Below are 20,845 nucleotides of genomic sequence, written 5' to 3'. Positions count from 1 at the left end.
TTCGAGCATCGAGAAGCCCGCGCCCATCCACATCACCAGGAAACCGGTGACGAGGAACATGAAGGTGTTGAGAATGAAGCCGATCTCGTTGGCCGGCGGATCCATCGCGGCCGGAGCGGCATCTTGCGCCAGCGCCGGCAGGGCCACGGCGGTCATCGCAACCGCAAGGCCAGTGATTTTCGAAAGGTTTTTCATAGTCCTGTTTTTCCCCTGTCGCGTCTCAGAGCGCATCATCATTGGTTTCGCCGGTCCGCACGCGCACAGCCTGCGCGACGTCGAGCACGAAGATCTTGCCGTCGCCGATCTTGTCGGTCTTGGCGGCCTTGAGGATCGTGTCGACGACCTCGTCGGCGAGCCCGTCGGCCACGACGATCTCGAGTTTGACCTTCGGTACGAAATTCACGGCATATTCAGCGCCACGATAGATTTCGGTGTGGCCCGACTGGGCGCCGAAACCTTTGATCTCGGTTACCATCATCCCGCGCACGCCGATGGTGGTGAGCGCTTCGCGCACCTCCTCGAGCTTGAACGGCTTGATTGCTGCAATGATGAGTTTCACCTGACATCCCTTCCTTGGTTCAGCCCTTTCGGCACCGATCTTGAGCGGCACCGCACGGTCGTCAGAAAGCCCAGTTCGCTGCACCCGCACAAGGAATCGCGGGGCTCACAGGGCCTCGCGCCCCCGTGATGGCGCCTATTTTTTATACATTTTGTGCATCTTGCATAAAATTTACGCTTTTTGAGAAGCCGAATCGTGACTTTATCCGGGTCCACATCCCTCGGTCGCACGTGTAAATTGCGCACAACGAAAACCGAGGCAGCGGATCAGGCAGATGACTCAGAAGGGCGGACGGCAAGGGCCGTTGGTGGCCGACAAGCGCTATTCTTCGTCGAAGCAGCCCCCCAAGAAAGCGGCCCCCAAGCCGCGCAAAACCCGCGCGAAGAAACCGCGCCCACCGCGTCGGCACGGCCCGATCGTGGGCGCCGTCGTGGGGTTGGTGCGGCTCATCTGGCGGATCGTCTGGGGTATCGGCTGGCGCCTGGCGATGATCGTGGCGCTCGTGGTCGGCGTGGCGACGCTCTATTTCTATTCCACTCTGCCCGATTACACGCAGCTTCTCGACGGGCGCACGCGCGGCTCGGTCACGATGCTCGATGATGAGGGCAAGGTCTTCGCCTGGCGCGGGGAAACCTTCGGCGGCCAGATCGACGCGAAGAATGTCTCGCCCTGGCTGCGCGATGCCGTGATCTCGACCGAGGACCGTCGCTTCTACCACCATTTCGGCATCTCGCCGCGCGGCATTGCCTCGGCGATGGCGATCAACCTGCGCGAAGGGCGCGGACCGTTCGACGGCAATGGCGGCTCGACCATCACCCAGCAGACCGCAAAGCTTCTGTGTCTTGGCGTGAAGTTCGACCCCAAGGAATGGAAGAACGAGGCCGCCTACGAGGATGATTGCCGCTCGGGCGGACTGCGCCGCAAGATCAAGGAAGTGCCTTACGCCTTCGCGCTCGAACTGAAATACACCAAGGATCAGATCCTCTCGATTTACCTCAACCGGGCCTATCTCGGAGCCGGGGCACGTGGCTTCGAAGCCGCGTCCGAGCGTTATTTCGGCATTTCGGCGGCCAATGTGGATCCGCAACAGGCGGCGATGCTGGCGGGCCTGCTGAAAGCGCCGACCCGTTACGCCCCCACCAACGACCTCAAACGCTCGCAGGATCGGGCCGAAACCGTTCTGATGCTGATGCATGAGCAAGGTTATTTGAACGACCGGCAATATCTCGACGCGCGCAACAACCCGGCAACGCTCAGCCAGGCGGCGCAGAAGCGCGCGGGCGGCTATTTCGCCGACTGGATCATGGACACGATTCCCGACTTTCTGTCGCGCGACACGACCGAGGACGTGGTGATCAAGACGACGCTCGATCAGCGCATTCAGACTGCCGCCGAAGAGGCGATGCAGAATGTCTTCGACAACAAGGTCAAGAAAGACAGCGAGGCCGAGGCCGCGATCGTCGTGATGTCGGCCGATGGCGCGGTTCGAGGGATGGTGGGCGGACGCGCGACAAAGGTCACCGGTGCCTTCAACCATGCCACGATGGCCCAACGCCAGACCGGTTCGACCTTCAAGCCCTTCGTCTATGCGACCGCACTCGATCTGGGCTACACGCCCGATTCGATGGTCGATGACTCGCCGCTGACCGTGAAAATGCCCGGCTCGCCTGACTGGTCCCCGCGCAATTACGAGCGCAGCTACATGGGTCCGATCACGCTGACGACGGCGCTGGAGCATTCGGTGAACGTCGCGACCGTGCGCGTTTCCGAGGCCGTGGGCCGCGAGTATGTCATCAAGGTCGCGGAAGGCTTCGGTTTCGCTCAGGATCTGCCGAACCTGCCGTCAGTGGCGCTCGGGGTCGGCGAATCGGACCTGCTCGACATGACGGGCGCCTATGCCGGCATCCTCAATGGCGGCTCGTCGGTACAGCCTTACGGGCTGACCTCCCTGACGCTGAAAGGCGATGACCAGCCCCTGTTTGGCAAACCGGGCGGGATTGGCGAGCGTGTGATCTCGCAGAAGGCCGCGCGCGAACTGACCTATATGATGCGCCAGGTCGTGCTCCACGGGACGGGGCGGCGCGCGAATATCGACGGCTACGAGATTGCGGGCAAGACCGGCACCACCCAAAGCTCGCGCGATGCCTGGTTCATCGGGTTCACCTCCGATTACGTGGTCGGCGTCTGGATGGGCAATGACGACAATACACCGCTCAAGGGTGTGACGGGGGGCGGCCTGCCCGCCGAAATCTTCCACGAGACGATGAAGCGCGTGCTCGACGGCCAACCGGCGAAACCGCTGCCTGCGGCGAGCCCCGCGGAATGGCAGAGCCAGAGCCAGCAATATCCGGGCCAGACCCAAAGCGCGGGCGGCACGGCTCCGGCCGAGACCCGGCGCGAACGCCGAAACCCTTCGGATTCGATCCTGAAGGAGCTGCTGGGGATTTTTGGCGCAAACTGATCGTGCGATCCCGAGCCCGTGGCTCGGGATCAGCGCAAGCGCAGGGCTCAGCCCGCTTTCTTGAGATCCTGAATCAGCAGGTCGATATTGCCACGGCGACGATCGAGCATCGCCCCGATCTCGGCGCGCTCCGAGGCGAGCATGTTCACACCCTCTACGATCAGGTTGAAGAACTTGTCCGAACCCGAACGATCCGAGACCTGCCAGAGCACCTCGAAGGGAGCCTGTCCCGGCAGAGTCGCGATGGTCTTCACCTCGTAGAAGGATTTCACCGGGCGCGCGCCCTGGATCTGAAACTTCGCCCCCTGGAACTCGCGGAAGCGCTTGCCGTATTTCCGCGAAAGATAACCCTGAAACTCTCTGGTGAAGGCCGACATCTGCGCCGCGCTGGCGCTGCGGGCGGCAATGCCCAACGCGGAGCGCGCAATGACGTTCACATCGGCATATTTCGCGAAGATCCGCTCGAACATCGCGTAGAGCGCCGGCCCGGTCTTGCCCGAGGCGATTGCAGCGTTCACGTCATTGACCGCGCGCTGGATCAGCGCCTTGGCCTGCGCATCGGTCAGCGCGAGCGCCTGCCCCGGCAGGGCTGCCGCCGCCAACCCCGCCAGGCCGAGGCCCAGAACCGCCCGCCTATTGCAGCGCCGGGTCGTCATAGGGGTCGTAGGCATAGGCATCGCTCATCTCCTCACCGTTGAGTTCGAACCGGCGGTTCTGCAAATAGAGCAACCGGCCCTGCACATAGCTGTCGGCGCTGTCATAAAGCACCGAATCAATCGTCGAGCTGTAGATCCGGCGCTTCGCGAAATGCCCGCCCAGCCGTAGCGCCGAAGCCGCCACGCGTTCTCTCTCGGGCAGCGCGTTGAGCGGGTTGATGACGAAATCGACCAAGATGCCGAGCGTGTCGCGCTCGGTCGACGGGCCGACGAAGGGCAGCTCGACATAGGCCCCCTCGCCCACGCCCCAGACATGCAAGGTCTCGCCGAAATCGGTATCCGTCTCGGGCAAGGAGAAGCTCGAGCCCGCCGGATCGAAGATCCCGCCGAGGCCAAGAGTCGAGTTGATCAGGAAGCGGAACGTGTTCTTGATCGCGGGTTCGGGGCGCCCCTGAAGGAGCGAGTTCACCACCTTGCCCGGAAGCCCCAGATTGCTGCCGACATTATACAGGGTGCGCGAGACCGGGCCGGCGGGCTGATCGTCTTCGCCGCGGAAGAAAGCTGAGTCGACGGTTTTATTGAATTCATGGGTGCGCCGGTTCGAAGCCTCGTAAGGATCGTTGATCCCCGCTTCGCGCGGTACGGGCCCGCAGGCAGCGAGCGCAAGCAAGGTCATGCCGACGAATGTCGCCACGCCACGGCGCGCGCGCGCTCCGGCACGGCTGCCCGTATCGAGACTTGCTTTAGCCTGGCTCAAATTTCTGCTCCCAACGTCCCGCGTCAGTGTCGAAGACATAATACCGATACCCCCGCGCCGCAACGAATTGGCTCGGCAAACTGTGGAGTTCCACAGCCACCGTGATCGAAGCTCTGAAGGCGATTTACCGCAAATTCACCTCTGAGCACCACTCTGCTTGGGCCTTGCGCATCGCCGCAGAGGAAGAATCACCACTGCCGCGAGGAGGGAAACATGCCGATCGTCACCCGCGAGGAGCCCGCGCTGCGCAGCACTCTGATCCGAAAAGGTCAGGCCGAGATTGCCCGCCTACTGCGCGGTGAGGGAAAGCATATCACACTGGTCGTGCTCTTTGGCGCCTTGGTCAACATCCTCATGCTGACGGGCCCACTGTTCATGCTGCAGGTCTATGACCGCGTGCTGCCGGCGCACTCCTTTCCGACGCTGATAAATCTCTTCGTGCTCGTGGTCTTTCTGTTCGCGATGATGGGCGCCCTCGATTGGGCGCGTGGACGGCTGCTCGCCCGACTGGGTGCCGACTTTCAGACGCGGTTGGAGAAACGGGTCTTTGACGCGTCGATCCGCGGCGCAGCCGACCCCAATCGTGAGATGACCGCACATAATGCACTGCGCGATCTCGAGACGATCCAGCGTTACTATAATGCGCCCGTCGCACAGGCGTGGTTCGACCTACCCTGGACACCGCTCTATCTCGGCGTGCTCTTCGTTTTCCATCCCTGGCTGGGCTGGCTCGCCACGGCAGGTGGGGCGCTGCTCGTCACGCTATCAGCACTGACGCAATATTTCACACAGGACCGGCTGGGTGATGCGAGCCAGCTTGAAATCGCGTCGCGAAGGCTCGCCGATAGCTTGCTCAAAGATATCGACACCGTCACCGCCATGGGGATGCGTGAAACGGGATTCGCCCGATGGCGCGATTCGCGGCACCGTGCGATGGCCGCGTCGATCCGCGCCACGGACCTCAGCGGCAGCTTTCACTCGCTGATACGCACCCTACGCATGCTGCTGCAATCGACAATGCTCGCGCTCGGGGCCTATCTCGTCCTCAAATCCGAGGTAACGCCGGGCGCGATGGTCGCAGGGTCAATCCTGATGGGACGCGCCCTCGCCCCAGTTGAGCAGATCATTGGCGGCTGGACGGTCTGGAGCGGCGCGCGCAATGCGCGCCACCGGCTCGCCCGGCTTCTGGGGGCGTCCCCCGAGCCCGAAAGGCGGACCGAGCTTGCACGTCCCGCCGCCCGCCTCTCTGTCGAGGATATCGCAATCACGATCCCCGGAACGAGCCGTCCAACGCTTGATATGATCAGCTTCACCCTTGAGCCCGGCGAAGCTCTGGGCGTTATCGGGCCCGCGGGTTCGGGCAAAACGACGCTCGCGCGCGCGCTGTGTCGCAATCAGGCGCTCAGCTCGGGGGCCATTCTGCTCGACGAGGTCGAGCTTCATCAATACGAGCCCGATCGACTCGCCCGCCTCATCGGCTATCTGCCGCGACGCGTCACGTTCTTCGAAGGAACACTCGCGGAAAATATCGCGCGTCTTGAACAAAATCCTGATCCTCGGAAGGTCATCGAGGCGGCCAAACGCGCGGGTGCGCATCGAATGATCCTCGATCTGCCCAATGGCTATGAGACCAATATCAATCTTCATGACAACGTGCTGTCGGACCGCCAACGCCAACAGATCGCACTCGCTCGAGCGCTCTATTGCGACCCGGTCATCCTGCTGCTGGACGAACCCGACCTGAACCCTGCCAGCGATTCAGGTGCGTCCCTAAACACCGTGATTCGCGATCTGAAATCGCGTGATGGCTCGGTGGTCGTGATGGCCAACAGTCCCGCTTCTCTCGCTGAATGCGATCGCGTCCTTGTTCTCGACCACGGCGTCCAGCGCATTCTGGGTCCGCGCGATGACGTCTTGCGCCGCCTGATCACCTCCGCGAACCGCACACATCCTGCACTCAAGAAACGAGGTGCGGCATGACCGAAAAGACGCAGCGCCTTCCAACCGGTTTCGATGCGCCTCAAAGCGCAGAGTCAAAACACCTGCCAACCTTGATCGGCTTCATCGCCATCAGCCTGCTCGTCGCCGGTGTTGGAACATGGCTGCTCTCGGCGCGACTGGCGGGAACGGTCGGAGCGAACGGGCGCGTCGAGGTCGATAAGAACCGACAGATCATCCAACACCCGGATGGCGGTGTCGTTCAACGCCTGCTGGTCAAAAGCGGCGACCATGTCGAGAAAGGCCAAGTGGTCCTGCAACTCGAATCGGACGACAAGAAATCCGAACTCGCCATTATCGAAGCCTCCTATCTCGAACTCCTCGCCCGACGTGCCCGCCTCACCGCCGAACTTGAAAATACAAAGACTATCAACTTTCCGTCGCGACTCACCGACACCGCGCAGCTCCGTCCCGAAATCGCGCGCCTGATGGCGGGCCAAACCGCATTGTTCGAAGCGCGCACCCTGAGTTTCATTCAACAGCGCGCGCATCTTTCGATGCAGGCGCGCGAGATCGAAGCGCAAGGCGCCGGGGTTGATGCTCAGATCGCGGCGCTGCAGCGACAGACTAACCTCATAGAGCAAGAGCTCACCGCACAACGAAAGCTTCGGGACCGAGGACTTGCCCAAACAAGTCGCGTCCTCGCTCTCGAACGCGAAAGTGCCTCGTTGGACGGTCGCATGGGCGCGCTCAATTCACAGCGGGCTCTGGTCAAAGTCCAACGCGGCGAGGTCGTCCTCGCCGCGACGCGGCTTGTTTTGCAGCGTCGCGAATCCGTCGAAGCGGAGCTCGAAGAAACGCGGGCCAAGGCACTCGAGCTTGCCGAGCGTGAACAAAGGTTGCGACAACTGATCGAGAGGCGCGATCTGCGCGCACCGACCAGCGGCATCATTCATGAAGTCATGGTTTCAGGCGATCACGCGGTGCTGCGCCCGGCAGAGCCCGTCCTTTCCATCATCGAACAAGACCGCCCCCTGGTGATCATGGCGCGGCTCGCCCCGATCAATGTGGATGATGTCAGACCCGGTCAGATCGCGACTTTGAGGTTTCCGGGCCTGACGTCCCGGAGCACGACTGAGCTGACCGGGGAGTTGACGCGGATCTCGCCGGATATTGTTTCTGATGCAACCACCGGAGAGACCTACTACCAGATCGAGATCGCCTTCGACATGGGCCAGATGGCAGCGCCACACCGTCAGCATTTGCTTCCCGGCATGCCTGCGGAGGTATTTTTACGCACAGCCAACATATCCCCGCTGCACTATCTTCTCAGTCCGTTCCTCTCCTTCTTTTCGGGAGAGCACGGACCGGTCTGACCCTTTACAGCCGATCGAGAAGGGTCTTCGTCGGCCATCCATCGGCAGGCAGACCAAGACGTTCTTGCGCAGCTTGCACCGCCGGACGGGTCTTCGCTCCAAGGATTCCGTCAACTTTGCCAACATCATAGCCCAGCTTTGTCAGCTTTGACTGCAAAAGCTTGATCTGAGCGGGACTCAATCCGCGATCTGGCGTGCCAGGTTTCATCCGTGCGGCCCCTTCGAGTCGGGTCGCGAAATACGCCGCCGTCGTGACATAGACGAAGCTCTTGTTCCACTCGAAGAGAACCCGGAAGTTGGGATAGACCAAGAAAGCCGGGCCATTCCGTCCCATCGGCAAGAGAACGGATCCGCGCATGCCACGTGCCAGCGTCCCCTGGCGGGCCTTCACGCCCATCGCCGCCCAGTCTTTTGTCGACAGCTCCGTCTCAAGGCCAGTCTTCGCCCAATCGAGAGAGGCCGGGACGCTAATTTCCTGCATCCACGGCTCGCCAGGACGCCAGCCGAGATCTCGCAACATCTTGGCGCCGGACATCAAGGCGTCGGGCGCAGAGGTTTTCAGCCGGACATGTCCGTCGCCATCCCCATCGACCCCGTTTCGCATGATATCGTCGGGCAGCATCTGTACCTGCCCGATTTCGCCCGCCCACGCTCCGGTCGTGCGTTGCGGATCGAAATCACCGCGCCGATAAAGTTCTGCGGCTGCAATCACTTGCGGTCGAAACAACTCGGGCCTCCGACAGTCATGTGCGAGCGTAAGCAGCGCGTTTCGGGTATTGAAGTTTCCTTGCACCGCTCCGTAATCAGTCTCGAGTGCCCAGAACGCGAGCAACACCCCGCGCGGCACCCCATAGGTGCGCTCGATCTGATCGAAGGTGGCAGCATAGAGCTTGGTGTTGCGCGCGCCATTCACCATTCGGTTCTGGCTGATAACCGCAGCTGCAAAATCGAGAAAACTTTTCTGAAAGACCCCTTGTGCCCGGTCGGCACGGAGTACTTTCGGTTCCTGCCGCGCCCCCGCAAGAAACCCGTCGATCTCGCGCGTACTGAGACCCGCAGATCGGAGCTCCGTGCGAATTCCGCCAAGAAAGGCAGACCAACTGCCGCCGCATTGCGCCTGGACAAAGGATGGCACGATCGTCAGGAGCACGATGAAGAAAAGCCGGCGCATGGTTACCTCCCCAACGGATCACGGCATCACGCTAACGCCGGGTCGCACGACCGGCAACCACCCAAGCCGTTGCAATTTCAGCACTCTTTGCACATGCGGCATGAGACCGGCCAAAAGGTTAACTTGCTTTTTACATTAACGTGATCAGCATGAAGCGTGGGGAAGCTGCTGGAGGTTGTCATGGAATTCCTGCCCAAGGAGGTGCTCGAAGGGCTGCGCGCAGCGCAAAAACGCGAGGCTGCGAAGAATGCGCGGCTGCGTGTTCTCGCGGGTGGCCAGATCTGGCCGGTACTGCGTCGCTTCAAGGGTGGCTTTGCGCTCGATGCCGATCAGGTCACCAACCTGCGCGGGCATATCGACCTTTATGACGGCCCCGAGCATGTCGCGACCTGCCTGATCGTCGCCTCCGAAATTCAGGGGCGCGAGTTGATCTGCACCGTCAAGCGCGAGACCGCGGTGAGCGACCGTGCGCCGCTCGACTTCGCTCAGGACGGTCCGCGGATCGCAGGATATCTGCCCGAGCTCTAAGCATTGAGGTAGAAAGCGGAAAACGCCGGGATCACCCGGCGTTTTTTCATTGCAGATCGGCGAATGCCGATTGCAGACGTTCTACAGCCTCGGCCACACGCGCACGCGGCGTCGCGAGGTTGAAACGCAGGAAGGACTCGCCGCCGGACCCGAAGGTATCGCCGTGATTGGCCGCGATCTTCGCCTCTTTCTCGACCCGGCGCGTGAACTCTTCTGGCGCCATGCCCGTCCCGGAAAAATCGACCCAGGCAAGATATGTGGATTGAAGAGGCATTGAGCGCAGCCCCGGAATTGCATTCACCCCAGCATCGAAAAGCGTCCGATTTTCATCGAGATAAGCGGTGAGCGCGTCGATCCAAGCGGCGCCTTCGGGGCTATACGCCGCCGTCGCCATCTTGATCCCGAAGCTGTTGGGCGCGATCCCGAGCGCTGCCATGCGCGCGGCAAACCGGGCGCGAAGTTCAGGGTCGGCGATGATGACATTGCCCGAATGCGTGCCCGCTATGTTGAAGCTCTTCGTTGTCGAGCTCATCATCACGACGGGTTGCTCGGGCGCGGCCACCGCCATCGGAATATGCACCTGCCCCGGCATCACGAGATCATGGTGGATCTCGTCGGAGACCAGCACAAGGCCATGCCGTTTCGCGAATGCCGCAGTCGCCTCCAGCTCGTCCCTGCTCCAGACCCGACCGCCCGGATTATGCGGCGAGCAGAGGATCAGCATCGTCTCCGAGCCGGTCATCAACGTGTCCCACACATCGAAATCCATCTCGTAGCGACCATCTTTCAGCACGAGCGGGCATTCTCGCACCTCGCGCCCCGAAGCTTTGATGACACGCGCGAAGGCATGGTAGACGGGCGACATCAACACCACCGCATCGCCGGGGCTTGTGAAGGCGTCAATGCACATCGCCGTGCCGTTCACCAGACCATGCGTGGTGAAAATCGAGTCCGGCGAGACCTCCCAGCCGTGCCGTTCGCGCATCCACCAACCAATCGCCGCGTGATAATCGCGCTCGTCGCCCCAATAGCCGTAAATGCCGTGAGCAACCATTTCCGCAAGAGCCGATTGCACGCAGGCGGGCGGTCGGAAATCCATGTCGGCCACCCACATCGGGATTCCGTCCTTGGGCGAGACGCCGTAGCGCTCTTCCATCACATCCCATTTCATCGAATGGGTGCCCACGCGGTCGATCATCTCGTCGAAATCGGGTTTGCTCATTACGGCCTCTTTTCTGCAAATCGCGCGCATCTGAGCAAAAGCGCGCGGGGGATACAAACGGCGTTTTGTCACTGGCACAATCGCCGCGCCATTGCACAGAAGGGCCGCTTCGCCTAAATCCCGATCCATGACGCTACGATCGATCCTCATCCATCCCGATCCACGCCTGAAGAAGGTGTGCGACCCGGTGCCCGAACTGACCGACGAGATCCGCAAACTCGCCGATGACATGCTCGCGACCATGTATGATGCGCCTGGCATTGGCCTCGCCGCGCCGCAGGTCGGCGTGATGAAGCGCGTCTTCGTGATGGATTGCGTCAAGGAAAAGGATGCGGCGCCCGAACCGATGGTCATGATCAATCCGGAGGTCACGTGGCATTCCGATGAGACGAATGTCTACGAGGAAGGCTGCCTGTCGATCCCCGAGCAATATGCCGAGGTCACGCGCCCGGCGGAAGTGCGCATGAAGTGGCTGGGCCTCGACGGTCAGACCCATGAGGAGCAGTTCGACGGCCTCTGGGCCACCTGCGCACAGCACGAGTTTGATCATCTCAACGGCAAGCTCTTCATCGACTATCTCGGCCCGATGAAGCGCAAGATGATCACCCGCAAAATGGAGAAGCTCAAGCGCGAGCGCGCTCGTAGCGGTGCCGCGAAGGATCCGATCCTCTGATGGCCGTGCGCCCTTTCATTCCCTATGACGACAGGCGCCTGCATCGCCCCGCCGAGCCGGTCGAGGCGATCACCGAGACAGTTCGTATGATCTGGGACGACATGATCGAGACGATGGACGCGATGCCGGGCGTGGGCCTCGCCGCGCCCCAGATCGGGATCATGATGCGGCTCGCGGTGGTCGATGCCTCCGACAAGCGCGGGCAGGCCATTCGCATGGCCAATCCCGAGGTGCTGCACGCCTCGATACAGATGCGCAAACATGACGAGGCCTCGCCGAACCTTCCGGGCGTGTTCGCCCCGATCGAGCGGCCGCGCGCCGTTACCGTCCGATTTCTCAATGAGGCCGGCGAGATGGAAGACCGCGATTTCGTCGGGCTTTGGGCGACCTCGGTCCAACACCAGATCGACCATCTGAACGGCAAGATGTATGTCGATCATCTCTCTCCGCTGCGCCGCAAGATGTTGGTCCAGAAATCTAAGAAGCTCCACAAGAGCTGAGGAGGACAGATGCGCGTCATCTTCATGGGCACGCCCGAGTTTTCCGTTCCCGTTCTCGAGGCTCTTGCTTCAGAACACGAGATTGTTGCGGTCTATTCCCAGCCGCCTCGTCCCGCAGGTCGCGGCAAAAAGGACCGCCCGTCGCCCGTACATGCGAAAGCGGTGGAGCTCGGTCTTGAGGTCCGCACGCCCCTAAATTTCAAATCCTCCGAGGATCGTGCAGCTTTTGCAGCGCTCGAAGCCGACATTGCGGTGGTGGTGGCCTATGGGCTGATCCTGCCGCAGGCAATTCTCGACGCGCCCGCGAAGGGTTGCCTGAATATCCATGCTTCGCTGCTGCCGCGCTGGCGCGGGGCCGCGCCGATCCACCGCGCGATCATGGCAGGCGATACGGAGACCGGGATTTGCATCATGCAGATGGAGGCGGGGCTCGATACCGGACCGGTTCTGCTGCGCGAGGCGACCCCGATCGGCGCGATTGAGACAACGGGCGAGCTGCATGACAGGCTAAGCGCGATGGGGGCCCGGCTGATCCTCGATGCGCTCACCCGGATCGACACGCTCACACCCGCGCCTCAGCCCGAGGCGGGTGTTACCTACGCCGCGAAGATTGACAAGGCCGAGGCGCGGATCGACTGGGCACGCCCTGCCGCAGATCTCGTGCGCCACGTCAACGGTCTCTCGCCCTTTCCCGGCGCTTGGTGCGAAGTCGACGGCGAACGGATCAAGCTGCTGCGCGCGACTCTGGCGCAGGGAATCGGTGCGCCCGGGTCGGTGCTTGGCGGTTTTACTATCGCCTGCGGCAGTGGTGCCCTGGAGGTGCTCGAAGCCCAGCGTCCGGGTAAACGCCCGATGGAGGCAGCAGAGATCCTGCGCGGCTTGACCTTGCCCGCGCGTCTCGACTGAACCTTGCGGTCGATTTCCAAGCTCAGAAATAGCTTCTGACCAGGGCACCCGAAAGCAGAACCCACCCGTCGGCCACCACGAAGAATGCGAGCTTGAACGGGAGAGCGACCACCGCGGGCGGCACCATCATCATGCCCATCGACATCAGCACAGCGGAGACGACGAGGTCGATGATCAAAAAGGGCAGATAAACGAGAAAACCAATCTGGAAGGCCCGCGTGATTTCCGAGAGCATGAAGGACGGCACGAGGGTCGAGAGGGGCGCCGTCGCAAGCTCCCCTTCGAAAGGCACGCCTTCGCGCAAAGCGGCGAGCGAAGTGAAGGTTTCGGGGTTGGTACGATTGGCCATAAAGGCGCGAAAAGGCTCTATGCCGCGCGAAAAGGCCTCCTGCCAGTCGATCGTGCCATCGACGAGCGGTTGGCCCGCGACGCGCCAGCTCTCAAGAAAAACCGGTTCCATGATGAACCAGGTGAGAAACAGCGCGAGGCTGATGATCAACATGTTCGGCGGCGATTGCTGCAAGCCCAGCGCCTGACGCAAGATCGACAACACCGTGACGATGAACGGAAAGGCCGTCACCATTATCGCGAGCCCGGGAGCGAGGCTGAGAAGCGTGATCGCCGCAACGATCAGGAGCGAGCGCCCCGCGAGACTGTCGCCATCGCCCAGAGACAAGGTGATGTCCTGCGCGGCCAGCGGCGTCGCAGAAAGCGTTAGGGTTAACGCGGCTAACCGAAAGACAGTTGAGACGCGCGCAGGTCCGATGATGCGCATGTCACAGCCCGTTTTGCAGATCGGCCACCTCAGTCAGGCGTACAGCCAGCTTACCGGCCTCCCCCTCGACCTCGGTCAACTCGCCTCGGGCGATCAACTTGTCGCCGACATAGAGCTCGACCGGGTCATCCACCCGACGATCAAGCGGTAGAACCGCGTCTTGCTTGAGACGCAGCAGATCGCGCACAAGCGGACGCGCCTTTCCGACAGAGATCGTGATCTCGATCGGCACCTGCGTGAAGGGGTTGCTGGCAGACGTATCGGTTCGGGCCGGGTCAGACATCGGTTTCGTCCTTCAAATCGGCATTGAAATAGGTGGTTACAGCGTTCGAGATCGCCGCGGTCACGGCATCGAGGTCGATCCTGGTCTCGCTTTCGGAAAACCGCAGGTAAACCTGACCCTCGCCGAGCATCTGCTCGGCCACGAAGCGGAGCGGAAGGTCTGTTTTATGCGCGAGCAATTCCTCGATCTGGGGTAGCGCGACAGGATTGGCGGAGATGACGATCGGCACCGAGGCAAGCGCCTCGGCTTCCGGTATAAGTTGCTCGACCACCACCCCCGCGAGGCTGTCACGCGCCATCTGCGGAAGGAGTTTTTCGCAGATCTCGACCAGGAGCGGGCGCAGCGCCTGAAGCATTTGAGCGCGTGCCTCTTGATAGGTAAAGGAAAGCGCCTGGAGGTTCTGCCCGAGATCGGAATGAAGGCGCGCCGTCTCTGCATTCTGCGCGGCGACCGCATCATCCCATCCCGCCTGATATCCGGTCTCGAAAGCGGCAAGCTTGGCTTCCTCGAATACGGCGGGATCGAGGGCAAGACCCTGCTCTTCCGGCGGTCCGGCTTCGAAGGATTCGAGTGTCAGCCGACCGCTCATCGCGCCTTCTCCCCGGCCTCATCCATCCAGCTACGCAGAATCTCCACCGTTTCAGCCTGGCGTTCTTCGATCATCTTTTTCAGGCGTTCGACGGGGTCGGTCGGGCGATCGATCTCGAAATCGGAATTGCTGGCCATCGGCAGATCCCCGATATCGAAATCGGACACGACCTGCATGTTCATCTCCGGCAAATCATCCTCGGCGATCTCACCCGTCAGCGCCGGACGCGATCCGGCCTCTGGCCCGGGTGGGGGCAATTCATTCATCGTGGGCTGCGCTTTTTGCAACAGGAGCGGACGGGCGACGAACAGACCAAGGACGATCGCCACGACTGCCAGCAGTGCGATCTGAATGATCTGTGTGAGATCCAGAGCCATCGCGCCGAACCCGCTCGCGCCCGCAGCGGTCCCCAGCTCGGGCAGCGGTTCGAACTGCATCGAGCGCAGAGTAATGACATCGCCTCGCGTTTCATCGTAGCCGACAGCCGAGGCAACGAGTTCGTGCAGATCCGCCAACTCCGCTTCGGAGCGTGGCTGCCAACTGGTCGTGCCATCCGCGGAGATCGTGGTCACACCGTCGACAAGCACCGCGACACTCAGCCTCTTGATTGCGCCGGGGGTGCGCAGCAATTCGCGCCGGGTTTCCGACACCTCGTAATTGGTCCGAGCGCGGGTCTCGCTCGACTGACTTTGCGACTTGCCACCGTCGCCCGCCCCGTTCTCGGGCAGGTTCGAGGCCACGGTCACCGCGCCGGGCCGGGTCGCATCAGAGGTCTTGGTATTTTCCTGCGTATCAGTCGAAATCGCGACACGACCGTCGGGATCAAAACGCCGTTCGGTAATCGCCTCACGTTCGTTGACCGTCTCCAGCGCGAGCTCGACCACCGCATTGCCCGGCCCGACACGCGCTTCCAGCAACCGCTCTACGTTCTGCTTGAGCACCGCCGCCCGATCCTGCCCGGCCGCCTGTCCAGCAGGATCATCCGAGGCCGGGATCAAACCTTGGGCTGTGTCGATAACCGAGACATCTTCGGGCGTCATGCCGGTCACGGCAGAGGCGACAAGGAATCGCAGCGCCTTGGCCTGAGCTTGACTGATTGCCCCCGCGGTGGTGGCGACTGTCACAGATGCCGTCGGCTCCAGTTCCTTGCGGAAGGGCTGGTTCGTCGGGTGCGCGATGTGTACGCGGGCGCTGCGAATCGCGGGGGAGGCGGCAATGGTTCTCGCCAGTTCCCCCTCTTTCGCGCGCCAATAGGCGGCATCGAACATCTGCGAGGTGGTGCCAAAACCAGAGAGCGAATCGAGCAGCTCATAACCTGCGGCCCCGTTCGCCGGCAGCCCCTGCGCAGCCAGTGCCATGCGCAACTCGTCGCGCCGCGGCGCTTCGACAAAAATCGAATCACCACGCACCTCGTACGGCACGCCGCGCTGTTCGAGCGCCGTGATCACTTCGCCCGATTCAGCCCCGCCCAGCCCTGCGTAGAGCAGCGCCATCGTGGGCTTGGACGCGATGGCGGAAATCGTGAATACGGTGACAATCATGGCTATTCCCGCCACGATCACCATTATCCGCTTGCGCATGTCGAGGGCCTGCCAGGCACCGGTAAGCTGTTGCAAGACGAACCTCCTCTGAGCGGGCTTCTGCCCCGTCGTCTCGGTCACTTTCCTGCATTGCGCTTAACAATCGGTTAGTCGGTTTCGGGCTATGCCGGTTGCGTCGAAGAAATTGGTGAGACCATGACGAACGCGATGGCCGGGGAGGAGACGCTTCCCAAGAAGAAATCGAAACTTCCGCTTCTGATCGGGCTCGTTCTTATGCTCGCGCTTGGCGGCGGCGGGTTCTACGCGGTCTATTCGGGCCTCGTGCTCGCGCCACATTCTGATGCTGCCATCCATGGCGCGGATGCGAACGTCCCAACGCCCGAAGCCTTGCCCGAGATTGCCTATGTGGCGCTCGATCCGCTTGCGATCTCACTCAACGGGACAGGGGCTCGGCACCTGCGCTTCGTGGCCCAACTCGAGGTTCCGCAGGCCTATCAGAAAGATGTGGAACTTCTGAAACCGCGCGTAATGGATGTACTCAACGGCTATCTCCGCGCGGTCGATGTGAAGCTGCTCGAAAATCCGTCTGCAATGATGCGCCTGCGCGCGCAGATGCTGCGGCGGATCCAGATCGTGACCGGCGAAGGACGCATCCGTGACTTGCTGATCATCGAATTCGTTCTCAACTGACGGAGGCTCCGATGCAACTCATCGCCGATCTTCTCACCACGCTCGCAGCCCTCGCGGCGGCGGGCTATTGCCTCGTTCTCGCGCGGCGGCTCAAGCGTTTCAACCAGCTCGAGAACGGCATGGGCGGTGCTATCGCCGTGCTTTCGGCGCAGGTCGACGATATGACCCGCGCGTTGGAGCGCGCTCAAGCCACTGCAGCACATTCGGAAACGCAGCTTCGCGCATTAACGGAGCGCGCCGAAAAAGGGGCCGAAAAGCTCGAGTTGATGCTCGCATCACTTCATGACCTGCCCGATGAGGAAGAGCCCAGGCGGCGAATCCTGCGCAGACGGCACCGCCATGAGACGATGGAGGCGGCGGAATGAGTGGAAATGCTCCTGGCCCGAAGTCGCACCGCGGGCGCAAGCGCTGGATCGGTCGCGGATTGTTGTGGATGATTGCCAGTGTCTTCGTCGTATCGGGTGGCCTGCGCGTCGTCGAAACGGCTGGGCTCGCCCGCGCGACCGAAACGACTCATGCCGCAGTTCAATCCGGTCCAAATGAGACGCAGGACTGCCCCTCCGAGCCCGGCTTGATGGCATTTTTGGCCGATCTGAAGGCGCGCGAAGCAAAGCTCATTGAAAAAGAGGGGCTGTTGAGCGATCGCAGCAATGCCGTCGCTCTGGCCGAAGCACGCCTCGAGAACCGCCTGCAGGACCTCATCTCCGCAGAGCAGGCGCTTGCGAAAACTGTCGCGATTGCGGATGGCGCTGCGGATGAAGACGTGGCACGCCTCGTCGCGCTTTACGAGAACATGAAACCGAAACAGGCGGCTCCGCTTTTCGAGGAGATGGCACCCGATTTTGCCGCCGGCTTCCTGGGCCGCATGCGACCGGATGCGGCAGCGGCGGTCATGGAAAGTCTCGATCCGAAGAAAGCCTATGCGATCAGCGTCTTGATGGCGGGCCGCAATGCCGGAGCCCCTTCCGATTAAGGATATTGGTCTTTTCTTAAGCCGAATCTGCAACGCTCGCCCGACAGAGTTATGAGAGGCATTCATGATCGGCATCATCGGCATCGTGATCATCTTTGCGATGGTCTTCGGCGGTTATGTGGCCGCGGGGGGAAAATTGGGGATCATCCTCAAATCACTTCCCTTCGAGATGATCATGATCGGCGGTGCCGCCGTTGGCGCGTTCGTTCTGTCGAACGACGTGGCTGCGATCAAACACACGCTCAAGGATGTCGGCAAAGTCTTCAAAGGGCCGAAATGGAAGCCCGCCGATTACCGCGATCTGCTGTGTCTGCTTTTCGAACTGATACGCCTCGCGCGCCAGAACCCTGTCGCAATCGAAGAACATATCGAAGCTCCCGACAGCTCGCCGATCTTCGGAAAATATCCCAAAATCCTGAACGATCACGAGGCGATCGACATCATCTGCGACACGATGCGTTCGGCCTCGATGAATTACGATGATCCGATCCAGGTGGAGGAGGTTCTCGATAAGCAACTTGACGCCAACTACCATCACGCGATGCACTCAAGCCACGCCATGCAATCGGTCGCCGATGCCATGCCTGCGCTGGGGATCGTGGCGGCTGTGCTCGGCGTCATCAAGACCATGGGCTCCATCGACCAGCCACCTGAAATTCTGGGAAAAATGATCGGCGGGGCGCTTGTCGGCACCTTTCTCGGCGTTTTCATGGCCTACGGCTTCATCGCTCCCTTCGCCGCACGTATGAAATCGGTGATCGACGAAGACAGCCATTTCTACAAGCTGATCCGAGAGGTCCTGGTCGCCAACCTGCACAATCACGCAACGAATATCTGCATTGAAGTCGGTCGGCAGAACACACCGCATCATATCCGTCCCAGTTTTGCAGATCTGGAAGAGGCTTTGAAAGCGGTGAAGTCGGAGGCGGCATGATCCGTTATCTCCTCCTATGTCTTTGCCTCTTTTGCACGCCCGCATTCGCCGCACCGATCATGATCCGCTCGGGAGAACATGAGGATTTCTCGCGGTTGGTGGTCTCATTGCCAGCAAACGCAAATTGGAACTTGCAAAAGACGAGCGATGGCTTCCGGTTGGCGACAGACATTCCCAATGCGCGTTTCCAAACGCAGAATGTCTTCCGCCTCATTCCGAAAACCCGCCTGACTGGAGTAACGGCGGGATCGGACGGCAGCTTGTTCTTTGAAACTGCACGAAATGTCGTAGCGCACCACTTCACGCTCGACGATGGTTCGATCGTGATCGATTTTCGAACTGCACCCGAGGTTCCTGCGACGGCAGAGGCCTCGTCGGAGCCTCTCGGTCCAGACCCTAACACAACCGAAGTGCCAACAGCCCCTAAAACGGTTCAACCGGCTGCCATAGGGGTGGAGTACCTCGACCTTTACTGGAAGAGCGAACCAGAACAGCCTGCGCAAGCCCCGCCATCGGCCCCTCCTCCCGAGATCCGGGATCGGAGCCCTGCTCCGCCAGATCCGACGCCCCCTCATGCGCAGATTTCGGAAATCGAAAAGAATCTCTTGCGGCAAATCGGCCGTGCTGCCTCGCAAGGGCTTATCTCGCTTGACCCGAACGAACCCTCTACCGCCCAGCAACACCCCGAGGTCGACATCGCGACGGAACCTCTGCCGCCGCCGCGCAGTGACCCGATCGCGCTCGAAAGTCATATCGCTTTCAGATCAATGACGGCGATCGACCGCGATCAACTTCAGACACCGCGCAACACCTATACGGACGCTGGCGAGACTTGCCCGCCGGAAAGCTATTTCGACGTTGGGGCATGGGTCGACGATCGACCCGTGTTTGTCCAGATTGGCGATGTGCGTCGCAAGTTGATGGGGGAGTTCGATATTCCGGATCAGAGCCGGGTGATCGAACTCGCAAGAGTATATATCGCTTTCGGTTTCGGTGTGGAGGCCCGCGCGGTCCTTGACGACCTGGCCGAACCTGGCCCGGACGTTACGGCACTGCGCTATCTCGCCGCGATGCTCGATGATGATCCGATTGCGAGGAAGTCGCCCTATGCGCGCATGACGGAATGCAACAACCCCGTCGCACTCTGGGCGCTATTGGGAGCATCGCCCCCGCCACAAAAACGCTCGGTCAATTTCGGTGCCGTAACCCGAAGCTACTCCGCGCTCCCGCCAGACTTACGACACGTGCTCGGACCGAAACTCGTCTCCCGACTAATCGCAATCGGCGCTCCAGACGTCGCGCAAAGCATCCGCGCCGCTCTGGCACGGGTGAGCGTCGAAGACAAAAGCGCACTCAATGTTGTCGACGTACATCTCGCGCATGACGTCGGCACAAAAGAAACAGGGGCAACGCTTGAAAAACTTGCGCAGCGAAACGCACCAGACGCGGTCGAAGCACTTTTGATGTTGATCGACCAAGAATTGGAAGACCGTCGCGTCGTTCCCGATGTTCAGATCGAACAGGCGCTCGCGCTCGCCTTCGAGCTTTCAGGCGGCACGGAAGCCCCAGCACTCTTGCGCGCGGCCACTCTAGGCTACGCATCGCAAGGCAACTTCGACGCCGCTTTCGCAGCTTCGTCAGAGTGGCCCCAGGCGATTGATCCTGAAACTCAAGCGGAGACGCGAGCGAGATTGCTCACAATGTTCGTCGAGCAACCTGATGACGCCCTTTTCCTGCGCTTATATTTTGCGCAACGTGAACCGATCTCAACTGCTGCCACCGACGGATCACTCCGTACCGCGCTTGCCAACCGATTGGTGGGACTCGGTATGGCCGACGCGGCGACCGAACTTTTGAAATCAGCCGATGAGCTAACCAAGACCGACAAACTTCTGCTGGCACGTGCGGCCCTTGCCGGACTCGACCCGGCGGCAGGCCTGGCGCATCTGAGGGGAGTTGACGGGAGCGCGGCCGACAGTCTGCGCGGTGACGCGCTCTCGCGCTTGGGCCGGCATGATGACGCACGCATGGCCTACTTGCGCGCTGGAGATGAAGAAAAAGCACGCGCAGAAGCCTGGCATATCGGCGACTGGAACACGCTTCACCAGTACGGGGATCCGATCGAAAAGAACTTTATCGACAGGTTCAGCCCCCCTGAGGACATTGAGAGCGAAGGCGAAACCGGCCCAATCAATGCCGCAAAATCTCTGCTCGCGGCCAGTGAAGAGGAAAGAAAAGCTCTGCATGACATGCTGGAACGATTCGAAATTTCCGGCGCCGGAAATTGAAACGCAGCAAACACTCTGCAGCTGC

Annotated in this window: 21 protein-coding genes and 1 pseudogene; 12 read left to right on the top strand and 10 right to left on the bottom strand. The window is 61.2% G+C overall.

Annotated features, from left to right (window positions below; genetic code table 11):
• Positions 1–195: pseudogene (locus TP2_RS08805) on the bottom strand (ammonium transporter); the annotation flags it as partial.
• 25 nt (positions 196–220) lie between these two features.
• Positions 221–559 carry a P-II family nitrogen regulator gene (locus tag TP2_RS08800; RefSeq protein ID WP_038076009.1) on the bottom strand — a complete coding sequence of 113 codons (339 nt, stop codon included), beginning with the start codon at positions 557–559 and terminating at the stop codon, positions 221–223.
• A 274-nt stretch (positions 560–833) separates the two neighbouring features.
• On the opposite strand from TP2_RS08800, the gene TP2_RS08795 reads away from it, so the two are divergent.
• A complete protein-coding gene (locus TP2_RS08795) occupies positions 834–3,020 on the top strand; it encodes a transglycosylase domain-containing protein (RefSeq protein ID WP_038076007.1) in 2,187 nt (728 codons plus the stop codon).
• A gap of 47 nt (positions 3,021–3,067) precedes the next feature.
• On the opposite strand, the gene TP2_RS08790 is transcribed toward TP2_RS08795, so the two are convergent.
• Positions 3,068–3,697 carry an MlaC/ttg2D family ABC transporter substrate-binding protein gene (locus TP2_RS08790; RefSeq protein WP_420804609.1) on the bottom strand — a complete coding sequence of 210 codons (630 nt, stop codon included), beginning with the start codon at positions 3,695–3,697 and terminating at the stop codon, positions 3,068–3,070.
• Positions 3,654–4,433, bottom strand: a complete 780-nt coding sequence (locus tag TP2_RS08785) for an MlaA family lipoprotein (RefSeq protein ID WP_240473730.1) — start codon at positions 4,431–4,433, stop codon at positions 3,654–3,656. The genes TP2_RS08790 and TP2_RS08785 overlap by 44 nt, the downstream gene beginning before the upstream one ends.
• A gap of 213 nt (positions 4,434–4,646) precedes the next feature.
• Between TP2_RS08785 and TP2_RS08780 the strand changes: the two genes are divergently transcribed.
• Positions 4,647–6,413, top strand: a complete 1,767-nt coding sequence (locus TP2_RS08780; RefSeq protein WP_051692354.1) for a type I secretion system permease/ATPase — start codon at positions 4,647–4,649, stop codon at positions 6,411–6,413.
• A complete protein-coding gene (locus TP2_RS08775) occupies positions 6,410–7,747 on the top strand; it encodes an HlyD family type I secretion periplasmic adaptor subunit (protein WP_051692352.1) in 1,338 nt (445 codons plus the stop codon). The genes TP2_RS08780 and TP2_RS08775 overlap by 4 nt, the downstream gene beginning before the upstream one ends.
• 4 nt (positions 7,748–7,751) lie before the next feature.
• On the opposite strand, the gene TP2_RS08770 is transcribed toward TP2_RS08775, so the two are convergent.
• Positions 7,752–8,918 carry a lytic murein transglycosylase gene (locus TP2_RS08770; protein WP_038076003.1) on the bottom strand — a complete coding sequence of 389 codons (1,167 nt, stop codon included), beginning with the start codon at positions 8,916–8,918 and terminating at the stop codon, positions 7,752–7,754.
• Positions 8,919–9,098: 180 nt separating this feature from the next.
• On the opposite strand from TP2_RS08770, the gene TP2_RS08765 reads away from it, so the two are divergent.
• Positions 9,099–9,446: a hypothetical protein gene (locus tag TP2_RS08765; protein WP_038076001.1), complete on the top strand. Its 348-nt coding sequence runs from the start codon at positions 9,099–9,101 to the stop codon at positions 9,444–9,446.
• A gap of 46 nt (positions 9,447–9,492) precedes the next feature.
• Here TP2_RS08765 and TP2_RS08760 read toward each other — a convergent pair whose 3' ends face one another.
• Positions 9,493–10,668, bottom strand: a complete 1,176-nt coding sequence (locus TP2_RS08760; RefSeq protein WP_038075999.1) for a MalY/PatB family protein — start codon at positions 10,666–10,668, stop codon at positions 9,493–9,495.
• Between the two features lie 127 nt (positions 10,669–10,795).
• Between TP2_RS08760 and def (TP2_RS08755) the strand changes: the two genes are divergently transcribed.
• From def (TP2_RS08755) to fmt, 3 genes are read left to right on the top strand one after another with little or no spacing between them, the layout of a single operon-like run.
• Entirely contained in the window at positions 10,796–11,341 is a 546-nt protein-coding gene (def, locus tag TP2_RS08755; protein ID WP_038075997.1) for a peptide deformylase, read from the top strand.
• On the top strand, positions 11,341–11,841 hold the full coding sequence (def, locus tag TP2_RS08750; protein WP_038075995.1) for a peptide deformylase: 501 nt from the start codon (positions 11,341–11,343) through the stop codon (positions 11,839–11,841). The genes def (TP2_RS08755) and def (TP2_RS08750) overlap by 1 nt, the downstream gene beginning before the upstream one ends.
• A 9-nt stretch (positions 11,842–11,850) precedes the next feature.
• The gene (fmt, locus tag TP2_RS08745) at positions 11,851–12,747 is read left to right on the top strand and encodes a methionyl-tRNA formyltransferase (protein ID WP_038075993.1); all 897 of its coding nucleotides are present in this window, start codon (positions 11,851–11,853) and stop codon (positions 12,745–12,747) included.
• Between the two features lie 22 nt (positions 12,748–12,769).
• On the opposite strand, the gene fliP is transcribed toward fmt, so the two are convergent.
• The 4 genes from fliP to fliF are packed head-to-tail and all read right to left on the bottom strand — an operon-like array spanning position 12,770 to position 16,010.
• Positions 12,770–13,522: a flagellar type III secretion system pore protein FliP gene (gene fliP / locus TP2_RS08740; protein WP_051692351.1), complete on the bottom strand. Its 753-nt coding sequence runs from the start codon at positions 13,520–13,522 to the stop codon at positions 12,770–12,772.
• A gap of 1 nt (position 13,523) precedes the next feature.
• Complete coding sequence (locus TP2_RS08735) at positions 13,524–13,805, bottom strand: FliM/FliN family flagellar motor switch protein (protein WP_038075992.1); 282 nt, start codon at positions 13,803–13,805, stop codon at positions 13,524–13,526.
• Complete coding sequence (locus tag TP2_RS08730; RefSeq protein WP_051692349.1) at positions 13,798–14,394, bottom strand: FliH/SctL family protein; 597 nt, start codon at positions 14,392–14,394, stop codon at positions 13,798–13,800. Before TP2_RS08730 ends, TP2_RS08735 begins: the two co-directional genes overlap by 8 nt.
• Positions 14,391–16,010 (bottom strand): flagellar basal-body MS-ring/collar protein FliF, encoded by a 1,620-nt coding sequence (fliF, locus tag TP2_RS08725; RefSeq protein WP_038075989.1) that lies wholly within the window; start codon positions 16,008–16,010, stop codon positions 14,391–14,393. Before fliF ends, TP2_RS08730 begins: the two co-directional genes overlap by 4 nt.
• Positions 16,011–16,130: 120 nt before the next feature.
• On the opposite strand from fliF, the gene TP2_RS08720 reads away from it, so the two are divergent.
• The 5 genes from TP2_RS08720 (at position 16,131) to TP2_RS08700 (ending at position 20,820) form a co-directional block, all read left to right on the top strand.
• Positions 16,131–16,625 carry a flagellar basal body-associated FliL family protein gene (locus tag TP2_RS08720; RefSeq protein WP_038075986.1) on the top strand — a complete coding sequence of 165 codons (495 nt, stop codon included), beginning with the start codon at positions 16,131–16,133 and terminating at the stop codon, positions 16,623–16,625.
• Positions 16,626–16,636: 11 nt separating this feature from the next.
• Entirely contained in the window at positions 16,637–16,990 is a 354-nt protein-coding gene (locus tag TP2_RS08715) for a hypothetical protein (RefSeq protein WP_038075983.1), read from the top strand.
• Positions 16,987–17,598 carry a MotE family protein gene (locus TP2_RS08710; RefSeq protein WP_084714079.1) on the top strand — a complete coding sequence of 204 codons (612 nt, stop codon included), beginning with the start codon at positions 16,987–16,989 and terminating at the stop codon, positions 17,596–17,598. The genes TP2_RS08715 and TP2_RS08710 overlap by 4 nt, the downstream gene beginning before the upstream one ends.
• 64 nt (positions 17,599–17,662) lie before the next feature.
• The gene (motA, locus tag TP2_RS08705) at positions 17,663–18,532 is read left to right on the top strand and encodes a flagellar motor stator protein MotA (protein WP_038075980.1); all 870 of its coding nucleotides are present in this window, start codon (positions 17,663–17,665) and stop codon (positions 18,530–18,532) included.
• The gene (locus TP2_RS08700) at positions 18,529–20,820 is read left to right on the top strand and encodes a tetratricopeptide repeat protein (RefSeq protein WP_157617074.1); all 2,292 of its coding nucleotides are present in this window, start codon (positions 18,529–18,531) and stop codon (positions 20,818–20,820) included. Before motA ends, TP2_RS08700 begins: the two co-directional genes overlap by 4 nt.
• Positions 20,821–20,845 lie beyond the last annotated feature (25 nt).

This window comes from Thioclava pacifica DSM 10166, assembly GCF_000714535.1.
Taxonomy (GTDB): Bacteria; Pseudomonadota; Alphaproteobacteria; order Rhodobacterales; family Rhodobacteraceae; genus Thioclava; species Thioclava pacifica.
The sequence above is the reverse complement of the archived record's forward strand: the minus strand, read 5'-3'. Positions and strand labels throughout refer to the sequence as shown.

What these genes read in the sequence shown, in the direction of transcription:
- TP2_RS08760 (WP_038075999.1), bottom strand. Translation starts at nt 10,668, where the DNA reads ATGAGCAAACCCGATTTCGACGAGATGATCGACCGCGTGGGCACCCAT.
- TP2_RS08720 (WP_038075986.1), top strand. Translation starts at nt 16,131, where the DNA reads ATGACGAACGCGATGGCCGGGGAGGAGACGCTTCCCAAGAAGAAATCG.
- TP2_RS08735 (WP_038075992.1), bottom strand. Translation starts at nt 13,805, where the DNA reads ATGTCTGACCCGGCCCGAACCGATACGTCTGCCAGCAACCCCTTCACG.
- fliP (WP_051692351.1), bottom strand. Translation starts at nt 13,522, where the DNA reads ATGCGCATCATCGGACCTGCGCGCGTCTCAACTGTCTTTCGGTTAGCC.
- TP2_RS08790 (WP_420804609.1), bottom strand. Translation starts at nt 3,697, where the DNA reads ATGCCTATGCCTACGACCCCTATGACGACCCGGCGCTGCAATAGGCGG.
- TP2_RS08795 (WP_038076007.1), top strand. Translation starts at nt 834, where the DNA reads ATGACTCAGAAGGGCGGACGGCAAGGGCCGTTGGTGGCCGACAAGCGC.
- TP2_RS08780 (WP_051692354.1), top strand. Translation starts at nt 4,647, where the DNA reads ATGCCGATCGTCACCCGCGAGGAGCCCGCGCTGCGCAGCACTCTGATC.
- TP2_RS08715 (WP_038075983.1), top strand. Translation starts at nt 16,637, where the DNA reads ATGCAACTCATCGCCGATCTTCTCACCACGCTCGCAGCCCTCGCGGCG.
- motA (WP_038075980.1), top strand. Translation starts at nt 17,663, where the DNA reads ATGATCGGCATCATCGGCATCGTGATCATCTTTGCGATGGTCTTCGGC.
- def (WP_038075997.1), top strand. Translation starts at nt 10,796, where the DNA reads ATGACGCTACGATCGATCCTCATCCATCCCGATCCACGCCTGAAGAAG.
- TP2_RS08775 (WP_051692352.1), top strand. Translation starts at nt 6,410, where the DNA reads ATGACCGAAAAGACGCAGCGCCTTCCAACCGGTTTCGATGCGCCTCAA.
- TP2_RS08710 (WP_084714079.1), top strand. Translation starts at nt 16,987, where the DNA reads ATGAGTGGAAATGCTCCTGGCCCGAAGTCGCACCGCGGGCGCAAGCGC.
- def (WP_038075995.1), top strand. Translation starts at nt 11,341, where the DNA reads ATGGCCGTGCGCCCTTTCATTCCCTATGACGACAGGCGCCTGCATCGC.
- TP2_RS08700 (WP_157617074.1), top strand. Translation starts at nt 18,529, where the DNA reads ATGATCCGTTATCTCCTCCTATGTCTTTGCCTCTTTTGCACGCCCGCA.
- TP2_RS08765 (WP_038076001.1), top strand. Translation starts at nt 9,099, where the DNA reads ATGGAATTCCTGCCCAAGGAGGTGCTCGAAGGGCTGCGCGCAGCGCAA.
- fmt (WP_038075993.1), top strand. Translation starts at nt 11,851, where the DNA reads ATGCGCGTCATCTTCATGGGCACGCCCGAGTTTTCCGTTCCCGTTCTC.
- TP2_RS08770 (WP_038076003.1), bottom strand. Translation starts at nt 8,918, where the DNA reads ATGCGCCGGCTTTTCTTCATCGTGCTCCTGACGATCGTGCCATCCTTT.
- TP2_RS08730 (WP_051692349.1), bottom strand. Translation starts at nt 14,394, where the DNA reads ATGAGCGGTCGGCTGACACTCGAATCCTTCGAAGCCGGACCGCCGGAA.